This window comes from Geobacillus thermodenitrificans subsp. thermodenitrificans DSM 465 (assembly GCF_000496575.1).
GTDB classification, from domain to species: domain Bacteria; phylum Bacillota; class Bacilli; order Bacillales; family Anoxybacillaceae; genus Geobacillus; species Geobacillus thermodenitrificans.
This window is the reverse complement of the sequence record NZ_AYKT01000024.1, coordinates 17,692-27,379: the sequence shown is the minus strand read 5'-3', so window position 1 is coordinate 27,379 and position 9,688 is coordinate 17,692. Positions and strand designations below refer to the sequence as shown.

11 protein-coding genes and 1 riboswitch are annotated in these 9,688 nt (G+C 51.1%); of the genes, 1 reads left to right on the top strand and 10 read right to left on the bottom strand.

Annotated elements, in window-relative coordinates:
• The 6 genes from sufB to DSM465_RS0116585 all read right to left on the bottom strand — a co-directional run.
• The coding region (gene sufB, locus DSM465_RS0116610) for a Fe-S cluster assembly protein SufB (RefSeq protein WP_029761821.1) at positions 1-1,385 on the bottom strand (1,385 nt) is incomplete at its 3' end.
• Between the two features lie 21 nt (positions 1,386-1,406).
• Entirely contained in the window at positions 1,407-1,841 is a 435-nt protein-coding gene (gene sufU, locus DSM465_RS0116605; RefSeq protein ID WP_008880228.1) for a Fe-S cluster assembly sulfur transfer protein SufU, read from the bottom strand.
• A complete protein-coding gene (locus DSM465_RS0116600; RefSeq protein WP_011888135.1) occupies positions 1,831-3,051 on the bottom strand; it encodes a cysteine desulfurase in 1,221 nt (406 codons plus the stop codon). Before DSM465_RS0116600 ends, sufU begins: the two co-directional genes overlap by 11 nt.
• Positions 3,048-4,361, bottom strand: a complete 1,314-nt coding sequence (gene sufD / locus DSM465_RS0116595; protein ID WP_008880230.1) for a Fe-S cluster assembly protein SufD — start codon at positions 4,359-4,361, stop codon at positions 3,048-3,050. Before sufD ends, DSM465_RS0116600 begins: the two co-directional genes overlap by 4 nt.
• Positions 4,362-4,378: 17 nt before the next feature.
• Positions 4,379-5,158 carry a Fe-S cluster assembly ATPase SufC gene (sufC, locus tag DSM465_RS0116590; RefSeq protein WP_011888136.1) on the bottom strand — a complete coding sequence of 260 codons (780 nt, stop codon included), beginning with the start codon at positions 5,156-5,158 and terminating at the stop codon, positions 4,379-4,381.
• A gap of 308 nt (positions 5,159-5,466) precedes the next feature.
• Positions 5,467-5,829: a carboxymuconolactone decarboxylase family protein gene (locus tag DSM465_RS0116585; protein WP_008880232.1), complete on the bottom strand. Its 363-nt coding sequence runs from the start codon at positions 5,827-5,829 to the stop codon at positions 5,467-5,469.
• A gap of 93 nt (positions 5,830-5,922) precedes the next feature.
• Here DSM465_RS0116585 and DSM465_RS18465 point away from each other — a divergent pair, with 93 nt between their 5' ends.
• Entirely contained in the window at positions 5,923-6,228 is a 306-nt protein-coding gene (locus tag DSM465_RS18465) for a hypothetical protein (protein ID WP_035498663.1), read from the top strand.
• Positions 6,229-6,460: 232 nt separating this feature from the next.
• Here the strand turns inward: DSM465_RS18465 and DSM465_RS0116575 are convergent, their stop codons facing one another.
• From DSM465_RS0116575 to DSM465_RS0116560, 4 genes are all read right to left on the bottom strand, one after another.
• Positions 6,461-7,312 carry a MetQ/NlpA family ABC transporter substrate-binding protein gene (locus tag DSM465_RS0116575; protein ID WP_008880233.1) on the bottom strand — a complete coding sequence of 284 codons (852 nt, stop codon included), beginning with the start codon at positions 7,310-7,312 and terminating at the stop codon, positions 6,461-6,463.
• A 15-nt stretch (positions 7,313-7,327) separates the two neighbouring features.
• Positions 7,328-7,996: a methionine ABC transporter permease gene (locus DSM465_RS0116570; RefSeq protein ID WP_008880234.1), complete on the bottom strand. Its 669-nt coding sequence runs from the start codon at positions 7,994-7,996 to the stop codon at positions 7,328-7,330.
• A complete protein-coding gene (locus DSM465_RS0116565) occupies positions 7,986-9,014 on the bottom strand; it encodes a methionine ABC transporter ATP-binding protein (protein ID WP_008880235.1) in 1,029 nt (342 codons plus the stop codon). Before DSM465_RS0116565 ends, DSM465_RS0116570 begins: the two co-directional genes overlap by 11 nt.
• A gap of 92 nt (positions 9,015-9,106) precedes the next feature.
• Positions 9,107-9,216: riboswitch (SAM riboswitch) on the bottom strand.
• A gap of 75 nt (positions 9,217-9,291) precedes the next feature.
• Entirely contained in the window at positions 9,292-9,639 is a 348-nt protein-coding gene (locus DSM465_RS0116560) for a hypothetical protein (RefSeq protein ID WP_008880236.1), read from the bottom strand.
• Positions 9,640-9,688: the final 49 nt, after the last annotated feature.

Genomic DNA, 9,688 nt, shown 5'->3' with positions numbered 1-9,688 from the left:
CCTTCCATTTCAAACTTGATCAAGCGGTTCATCTCGACGGCGTATTCCATCGGCAGCTCTCTTGTGAATGGCTCGATAAAGCCCATAACGATCATTTCCGTCGCTTCCTGTTCAGAAATGCCGCGGCTCATCAAGTAGAACAGCTGCTCTTCCGACACTTTCGACACTTTCGCTTCGTGCTCAAGCGAAATGTTGTCGTTTAAAATTTCGTTATATGGAATCGTATCAGATGTCGATTGGTTGTCGAGAATGAGCGTGTCACATTCGATGTTCGAACGCGAACCGGACGCTTTGCGGCCGAAATGGACGATGCCGCGGTACGTGACTTTCCCGCCTTGTTTGGAAATCGACTTCGAAACGATCGTGGACGATGTGTTCGGCGCCAAATGGATCATTTTCGCCCCAGCATCTTGGTGCTGGCCTTTGCCGGCGATGGCGATCGACAGCGTCAAACCGCGCGCGCCTTCACCTTTTAAGATGACAGCCGGATACTTCATCGTCAGCTTCGAGCCGATGTTGCCATCGATCCATTCCATTGTCGCGTTTTCTTCGCAAACGGCGCGTTTCGTCACCAAGTTGAAGACGTTGTTCGCCCAGTTTTGAATCGTCGTGTAGCGGCAGTACGCGCCTTTTTTGACGATGATTTCGACGACCGCGCTGTGGAGCGAGTTCGTCGTGTAAATCGGTGCCGTACAGCCCTCAACGTAATGGACGTGTGCTCCTTCATCGACGATGATGAGCGTCCGTTCAAACTGCCCCATGTTTTCCGAGTTGATACGGAAATACGCTTGCAGCGGCGTTTCGACTTTAACGCCTTTCGGAACGTAAATGAACGAACCACCCGACCAAACAGCCGAGTTCAACGCCGCGAACTTGTTGTCCGTTGGCGGCACCACTTTCGCAAAATGTTCGCGGAACAAGTCTTCGTTTTCTTTCAGGGCCGAATCGGTGTCTTTAAAGATGACGCCGAGTTTTTCCAAGTCTTCTTTCATGTTATGGTAGACAACTTCCGACTCGTATTGCGCCGAAACCCCGGCCAAATATTTTTGTTCCGCCTCTGGAATGCCGAGCTTATCAAACGTCGCTTTAATTTCCTCCGGCACTTCGTCCCACGAACGGCCCGATTTTTCCGTCGGTTTGACGTAGTACGTGATCTCATCAAAGTCCAGGCTCGACAAGTCGCCGCCCCATTGCGGCATCGGTTTGCTGTAGAAAATGTCGAGCGCTTTTAAGCGAAACTCGAGCATCCATTGCGGCTCGTTTTTCATGCGCGAAATTTCTTCGACGACTTCGCGCGTCAGCCCGCGCTGGGCGCGGAAGATGGAAACGTCCTTATCGACGAAGCCATACTTATATTCGCCGATTTCTGGTGCTTTTTTCGCCATCGTGGTTCACCTTCCTTCATCTTAATGGTCATGCAACCCTTTTTCGAGCGCTTTCCACGCCAATGTCGCACATTTAATGCGGGCCGGAAATTTCGAAACACCTTGAAGCGCCTCGATGTCGCCAAGATCGAGCGAATCATCGTATTCCTTGCCTTGAATCATGTCCGAAAAAATGTGAGCGAGCCGAAGCGCTTCTTCGACGTTTTTCCCTTTAATGGCCTGCGTCATCATCGACGCTGACGACATCGAAATCGAACAGCCTTCCCCTTCAAATTTGACGTCAGCGATTTTTCCGTCCTCCACTTTCATGGTCAAATGAATGCGGTCGCCGCACGTCGGGTTGTTCATGTTGATATCGACGTTCGTCCCCTCAAGCACGCCGCGGTTGCGCGGGTTTTTATAATGATCCATAATGACTTGGCGGTAAAGCTGGTCTAACGGATGATTAGAAGACATGGCTGAAGTACTCCTTCGCTTTCTGTAATGCAGCGATAAACGTATCGATTTCCTCTTTCGTATTGTACAGGTAAAAGCTCGCCCGGGCGGTTGCGGTCACGTTAAGCCATTTCATCAACGGCTGGGCGCAATGGTGGCCGGCGCGGATGGCGATTCCTTCCGCGTCAAGAACCGTCGCCACATCGTGCGGGTGCACCCCTTCGATGTTAAACGTCACAAGCCCGGCCCGTTCTTTCGGCCCGTAGACGGTAACGCCTTCGATGTCAGCTAGCCGTTCGAGTGCATATTGCGCCAACTCGTGTTCATGAGCAGCGATGGCGTCCAAACCGACTTGTTCGAGGAAATCGATGGCCGCACCGAGACCAATCGCGCCGGCGATGATCGGCGTGCCGCCCTCAAACTTCCACGGCAGCTCTTTCCATGTCGAGTCATACAGCTCGACAAAATCGATCATTTCGCCGCCAAACTCGATCGGCTCCATTTGCTCCAACAGTTCTCTTTTTCCATATAATACGCCAACTCCGGTCGGTCCGCACATTTTATGGCTGGAAAACGCGAGAAAATCACAGCCGAGCTCTTGAACATCAATTTTCATGTGCGGAGCGCTTTGCGCCGCGTCGACAACGACAACGGCGCCGCGATCGTGAGCGATGCGGGCGATCTCCCGAACCGGATTGATCGTACCGAGCACGTTCGATACATGGGCGATGGCAACGATTTTCGTCGCCGGCGTCACCGTTGCCTCGACATCCTTGAGATCGATCGTTCCGTCTTCTTGCAGCGAAATATATTTCAATGTCGCTCCGGTCTGTTTCGCCGCTTGTTGCCATGGAATTAAATTGCTATGGTGCTCCATGTACGTAATGACGATTTCATCGCCTTCTTTGACGTTGGCGCGCGCATAACTCGAAGCGACCAAGTTGAGCGCCGTTGTCGTCCCGCGCGTAAAGATGATCTCTTGTGCCGATTTGGCATTAAGAAACCGACGCACTTTTTCGCGCGCTCCTTCATACGCATCGGTCGCCTTCGTTCCGAGCGTATGGACGCCGCGATGGACGTTCGAGTTGTACTCGCGGTAGTAGCGGTCGAGCGCTTCGATCACCGGCAGCGGTTTTTGCGATGTCGCCGCACTATCAAAATAAATGAGCGGATGGCCGTTCACTTGTTGATGCAAAATGGGAAACAACGAACGAATTTCTTTCACGTTCATGATTGAACTTTCCTTTCAATCACTTCGATTAATTGTTTTTTCACACCTTCAAGCGGAATCGCTTCAACGACTGGCGCCAAAAAGCCATGGATGATCAGCCGTTCAGCTTCGTTTCTCGGAATGCCGCGGCTCATTAAGTAATACAATTGAATAGGATCGACGCGCCCGACTGATGCCGCGTGGCCTGCCATGACATCATCTTCATCAATGAGCAAAATCGGGTTCGCATCGCCGCGCGCTTTTTCGCTTAACATCAACACGCGCGATTCTTGCTCGGCGTTGGACTTCGACGCGCCGTGCTCAATTTTGCCGATGCCGTTAAAAATCGAAGTGGCGCTGTCACGGACGACGCCGTGTTTTAAAATATAACCTTCCGTATGTTTCCCGTAGTGAACGACGCTTGTCGTAAAGTTTTGCACTTGCTCGCCGCGGCTGACGACAACCGTTTTCGTATCCCCGAACGATCCGTCACCGATGAGGCGAGTGATATTTTCCGACACGGTGTTGCCGTCATTCATCAGCCCGAGCGCCCATTCGATTCGCCCGTCGCGCCCAGCAACGCCGCGCCGGTTGACATACGTCGTCACGCCTTTGGCCAAATGGTCGACCGCGGCGAAAAAGACGCGCGCGTTCGCATTGGCAAATACCTCGGCGACAATATTGACGACCGCTTTTCCTTCATCGCTCGCCGATAAATAGTTTTCAACGAATACGACGCGGCTGTTGTCTTCTGCGACAACGATGACGTGGTTAAACAAGCCGATGTCGTCCTCGTCTTGAATGTAGACGGCTTGGAGCGGTGTTTCGATTTCGACGTTTTTCGGAACGTACACAAACACCCCGCCGTTTAACAGCGCCGCATGCAGCGCGGCAAGACGGTGCTCATCTGGCTTAACCGCATCGGTCATGAAATATTTCTTCAGCAAATCGCCATGTTCCCTAGCAGCCGTGAAAATATCGGTGAAGATGACTCCTTTTTCTTTCAACTCATCAGAGAGCGAAACATACGCTGGTGTATGGTTGCGCTGCACATATAAATTTGTCGTTCCTTCGCCCGCTTCAATCAGCGCCTTGACCGCCTCCGGCAAATCATCAAGGTTCGCATACGGTGCGCTGTCGACCACATGGCGGCCAAAGTCAGTAAAGTTCCACTTGTCAATTTTCGTTTTGTCCGGTTTCGGCAGCGGCAGCTGTTCCGCTTTCCCGAGCGCTTCGAGGCGTCGCTCGGTCAGCCAGTCCGGTTCGCCGCGTTCGCTTGAGAACGTGCGGATGTATGTTTCATCGAATGGAATTTTCGTTTCTGTCGCCATAGTCCTCCTCCTAACGCTTACGCTTCTTGCCCGACCGTTTCGTCTTCGATGCCCAATTCTTTCTTAATCCAATCGTACCCTTCCGCCTCAAGCCGCTGTGCCAGTTCCGGACCGCCCGATTTCACGATGCGCCCTTGCATCATGACGTGTACATAGTCCGGGGTGATGTAATTCAACAACCGTTGATAGTGGGTAATGATCAAACAGCCGAATTCGCTGCTGCGCATTTCGTTAATGCCTTTGGCGACGATTTTTAATGCGTCAATGTCCAATCCGGAGTCGATCTCGTCCAAAATGGCGATTTTCGGCTCAAGCATCATCAGCTGTAAAATTTCATTCCGCTTTTTCTCCCCGCCCGAGAACCCTTCGTTCAAATAGCGGTGCGCCATATCCGGGTTCATTTCCAAAAACGACATTTTTTCATCGAGCTTGCGGATAAATTTCATGAGCGAAATTTCATTGCCCTCACCAAGACGAGCGTTGATGGCTGACCGCAAAAAGTCGGCGTTCGTCACCCCGCTGATTTCGCTCGGATATTGCATCGCCAAAAACAAACCGGCACGCGCCCGCTCATCTACTTCCATCTCAAGAACGTTTTGGCCGTCGAGCGTAATCGTGCCTGCCGTCACCTCATATTTTGGATGGCCCATAATGGCCGATGACAGCGTCGATTTCCCCGTTCCGTTCGGACCCATAATGGCGTGAATTTCCCCGCCTTTAACTTCCAAGTCAACCCCTTTTAAAATTTCTTTTCCTTCCACTGATACGTGGAGATTTTGAATCGTTAATACGGCCATAAAGCATACCTCCAGTTTTTGCGTAAAAATAATGTAAGCTCGCTTTTGACCCAGCGATTGTTCATTCTCATTTTATTCTCATTACAATCTTATAACAAATGAAAAGTGTTCGCAACTTTTCCGCTGCCTTTTCCACTGTGTACATATGTAAAACTTACCCATAGAAGAGAGGGAATTGGACAACGCTTTTTATATTTTACACGAAAACGACCTATTTGTACGAGTTTTTACAAAAAAAAGCCGGCTGAAATCCTAAGGCGCCGGCTGAAATCGAATGTGTTTGCCAACAAAAACACCATTGCTGGCGTCTAATGGGTCGTCCGCAGCTCACGGACGCATTCCTGCACGAGCGTCACCGTTTGGCTCATTGCCGCACCGCCGCCAAACGCCGCCGCCACTGCGCACGCTTCCAAAATTTCTTGTTCCGATGCCCCTTCATCAAGACATCCTTTCGTATGGTAAATGGTGCAATATTCATCTTGGGTAGCTAGGCTGATGCCAAGGGCGATCAACTGCTTTTCTTTTTTCGTCAACGCCCCCTCGGCAAAACAAGCCTCGGTAAACGCATGAAACCGTTCAGCAATCGTCGGCATCTTTTTCGTAAACGTTCCGATTCCTTCCTTATAATGAAGAAGTGCAGCTTCGACGGATGTCTGTGTTCCGTTGTTCATCTTCGGTTTCCTCCTTCTTTTTCCATATTGAACCGAGAAGATTCCATCCCGCCTCCTGAGCAGAAGCGGAGAAGCGTTTCATGCCTTTTTAGTATGCATGGAGGAAACGAAAATGAAACACCGAATCATACAGAAAGCGAATGGAAAAACACGCCGTTTCCGAAGCGCCAACATCGCTCCATCGCACCATCGCTTCGTTGGAAAGGGGGAAATCGCGTTTGCTCGGTCGTCTTCGTTTTGACTGCTGCGTTCGCCCCGTTTTTGGCATGGATCGCCATCGGCAACATCATCGGTGAACAAGGCGATGGCACATTCAGCTTGGCCGTGGTGATCACCTGGCAAAACTGCCTGATCATCGTCATGCTCGCTGCCGTGTTAGAGCGCTTGAACCGTCGGTGATTCAGGAGAATATCCCAGCAACGAGACTTCCTTTTTCATTGTCCGCTATAAGGGCGGGGGGGGGGAAAAGACGGTTCATTAGAGAGACCTTGTTCGATCGGTTCTCTTTTCTGATCAAGTACCATCTGACCCCCATGAATTTCTTCTTTCCCTCTGCTGTGTTCCACAAGGGCAGAACGTCGGCTTCGTTGTTCAAAAAAAAAAAAAAACGGGAGCGAAACGCTCCCGTTGATTACTTGTTTTCCGCTGCCGGAATGACAGCGCCTTTGTATTGTTCGGTAATGAAGTCTTGAATTTCTTTCGATTGCAGCACTTCCACCAATGTTTTAATTTCTTTCCGGTTTTCATCGCCTTTGCGCACGGCCACAATGTTGACGTACGGGTTGTCTTTCGGCGATTCGACGGCGATTGGGTCTTTCGCCGGATCCAAGCCGGCATCAAGCGCATAGTTCGCATTGATCAGCACGGCATCGCCTTCCCCGTTTTGATAAACTTGCGGCAGCAATCCAGCGTCTACATCGGCTTTAAACTTTAATTTTTTCGGGTTTTCCACGATGTCGTTAACCGTCGCTCTCGTTTTGTCGACGCCTTCTTTCAGCTTGATGAGCCCTTTTTCTTGGAGCATCGATAAAATGCGGCCATGGTCGGCAACCGAGTTGCTCATAATGATCGTTGCGCCATTTGGCAGTTCTTCGACGCTTTTATATTTTTGGGAGTACAAGCCGATCGGCTCGATATGGATGCCGCCAACGTTAACGAAATTGTAACCATGTTCTTCCATTTGTGCTTCTAAGTACGGGATATGTTGGAAATAGTTAGCGTCAATATCTTTGTCCGCCAATGCTTTGTTTGGCAAAATGTAGTCTTGGAACGTGATAATTTCCAAGTCGATACCTTTTTCTTTCAACAGCGGTTTCGCTTGTTCCAAAATTTCCGCATGCGGCACGTTCGACGCACCGACTTTCAGTTTGACCAACTCGCCGCCTTTATCCCCGCCAGCAGCGTTTTCGTCCTTGTTGCCGCCGCACGCTGCTAAAGCGAACACCAAGACGGCAGCCAACAAAGCACCAAGCCATTTTTTCATTTCCTTCTGCCCCCTTTATCGTTTATCAATTTTCGAAGTGACAAAGTCACCGATAAACTGAATGACAAAAACGATGATGAGCACCAACACGGTCGCGACAAACGTCACATCGTTATGACTGCGCTGGAACCCTTCCAAATACGCCAAGTTCCCCAGCCCGCCGGCGCCAACAACGCCAGCCATCGCCGTGTAGCCGACAAGCGACACAGCGGTGACGGTAATCCCGGAGACAAGCGCCGGAAGCGATTCTGGCAACAGGACTTTCCAAATGATCGTCCATGTCGAGGCGCCCATGGCCTTCGCCGCTTCAATGACCCCCTTGTCAATTTCGCGGAGGGCGATTTCGACCATGCGGGCATAAAACGGAGCTGCACCAATGATGAGTGCTGGCAGTGCCGCATTCGCCCCAAGCATTGTCCCAACAAGCCATTTAGTAAACGGGATGAGCAAAATAATTAAAATAATGAACGGAATGGAACGAAAAATATTGACGAACGCAGCAATGATCATATTGGCCAACCGGTTTTCCCATAGGTTTCCCTTCGCCGTTAAAAATAAAAGCAGCCCGAGAACAATCCCAATGACGAACGTCGCCGCGACCGCCATCCCGGTCATGTACAACGTCTCGACCGTCGCCGCCCACATCGTCTCCCATTGCACGTTCGGCAGGAGGTTAGCGAGCATCATGAATCACCTCCACCGCCACTTGCTGGCTGCGAATATAGTCAAGCACCCGGGCGATTTCGTCTGCCGCGCCGTCGATGTGCACAAACAGCACGCCGTAGGCGCCTTGATGAGTTTGCGAAATTTTCCCTTGCAAAATGTTGATCTCAACCGTAAATTGCCGAACGACTTGCGTGATGAGCGGCTGGCCAGCTGCTTCGCCGACAAATGTCAACTGCGCGATCACCCCGTTCGGGTATTGGCCGAACAAATGGGAAACCGCCTCTTCCGTTTCCTCCGGTTCGATCAGTTGTTGAACGAACCGTTTCGTAATCGGCTGTTGCGGGTTGCGGAAGACGTGCAACACTTCGCCTTGCTCGACGATTTTGCCGCTTTCCATCACCGCCACGCGGTCACAAATTTTACGGATCACATGCATTTCGTGCGTAATCAGCACGATCGTCAGCCCGAGCCGCTTGTTAATATCGACAAGCAAGTCCAAAATCGCATCCGTCGTTTGTGGATCCAATGCCGATGTTGCTTCATCGCAAAGCAACACTTTCGGGTTGTTGGCAAGCGCCCGAGCAATGCCGACCCGCTGTTTTTGTCCGCCGCTTAACTGCGACGGATACGCGTCTTCCCGCCCGGCGAGCCCAACAAGCTGGATGAGCTCATCAACCCGCTTTTGCCGTTCCTCTTTCGGAACGCCGGCGATCTCGAGCGGAAACGCAATATTTTCCCGCACCGTACGCGACCAAAGCAAGTTGAAGTGCTGGAAAATCATCCCGATTTCTTGGCGCGCCTTGCGCAGCTCCCGTCCTTTAATGCGCGCCATATCGCGGCCGGCGACGACCACCTGGCCGCTCGTCGGCTTTTCCAGCCCGTTTAACAGCCGGATGAGCGAACTTTTCCCCGCGCCGCTGTAACCGATAATCCCGAAAATTTCCCCTTCGCGAATATCGAGCGACACATTGTCGACAGCTGTTACCGATCCATTCGCCGCATGATAAATTTTTGTCACTTGTTCAAGTTGAATCACCGTTTCACCTTCCTTCTTCCCAAGGCAACAGAGCGCAAAAAGAAAACCTTTCTGCCCGCAGAGAACAGAAAGGTATTTGTCTACCGTTCCGTCTCTTATCTCTCAAAGCAGGCCGCTTTGTGTGAATTGGCACCTTTTCAGCAGACACGCTGACGGTTGCCGGGCTTCATTGGGCACATCCCTCCACCTCTCTTGATAAGAGCACAACCATTTGCCTATTCAATTGATTACGAGTGTGATTGTATCATTGTATGTCGAACGGTGTCAACAAAATTTTTCACCCAACATGACGATACGGCTTGGCCAAATGGAGGAGAGATTCAAGCAGCAACATGTGGCGAAAGCTTCCCGACACAGACACTTCTTGCAGCCGGACGAGCTGCTGCAGCTTCAGCTCGCCGCTCAGCAGCGATTCAAGCGCTTTCTTTGAACCGCGCACCGTTAACGTGTGGCGTTCGTCATTTCCTATCTCTGGGGCAGTCGGCTCCTTGCCGATCGCCAACAAAGCAACACCTTCTTCACTCTCAAACCGAACATACAACTGCTCATCCGGCAAAATCGGCAACAAATGACGCAACGTTTGCATCCGTTCCATAAACTGTCCCACTAACTGATGCATTTCCATTGACCATCCCCCCCATTTCCCTTTGTTCCCTTTATTTCCATACGGAGGG

Bases quoted from the DNA above. Each gene is read 5' to 3' on its own strand.
- sufU (WP_008880228.1), bottom strand. From the start codon at position 1,841: ATGTCTTCTAATCATCCGTTAGACCAGCTTTACCGCCAAGTCATTATG.
- DSM465_RS0116570 (WP_008880234.1), bottom strand. From the start codon at position 7,996: ATGCTCGCTAACCTCCTGCCGAACGTGCAATGGGAGACGATGTGGGCG.
- DSM465_RS0116585 (WP_008880232.1), bottom strand. From the start codon at position 5,829: ATGAACAACGGAACACAGACATCCGTCGAAGCTGCACTTCTTCATTAT.
- sufD (WP_008880230.1), bottom strand. From the start codon at position 4,361: ATGGCGACAGAAACGAAAATTCCATTCGATGAAACATACATCCGCACG.
- sufC (WP_011888136.1), bottom strand. From the start codon at position 5,158: ATGGCCGTATTAACGATTCAAAATCTCCACGTATCAGTGGAAGGAAAA.
- DSM465_RS18465 (WP_035498663.1), top strand. From the start codon at position 5,923: ATGCATGGAGGAAACGAAAATGAAACACCGAATCATACAGAAAGCGAA.
- DSM465_RS0116575 (WP_008880233.1), bottom strand. From the start codon at position 7,312: ATGAAAAAATGGCTTGGTGCTTTGTTGGCTGCCGTCTTGGTGTTCGCT.
- DSM465_RS0116600 (WP_011888135.1), bottom strand. From the start codon at position 3,051: ATGAACGTGAAAGAAATTCGTTCGTTGTTTCCCATTTTGCATCAACAA.
- DSM465_RS0116560 (WP_008880236.1), bottom strand. From the start codon at position 9,639: ATGGAAATGCATCAGTTAGTGGGACAGTTTATGGAACGGATGCAAACG.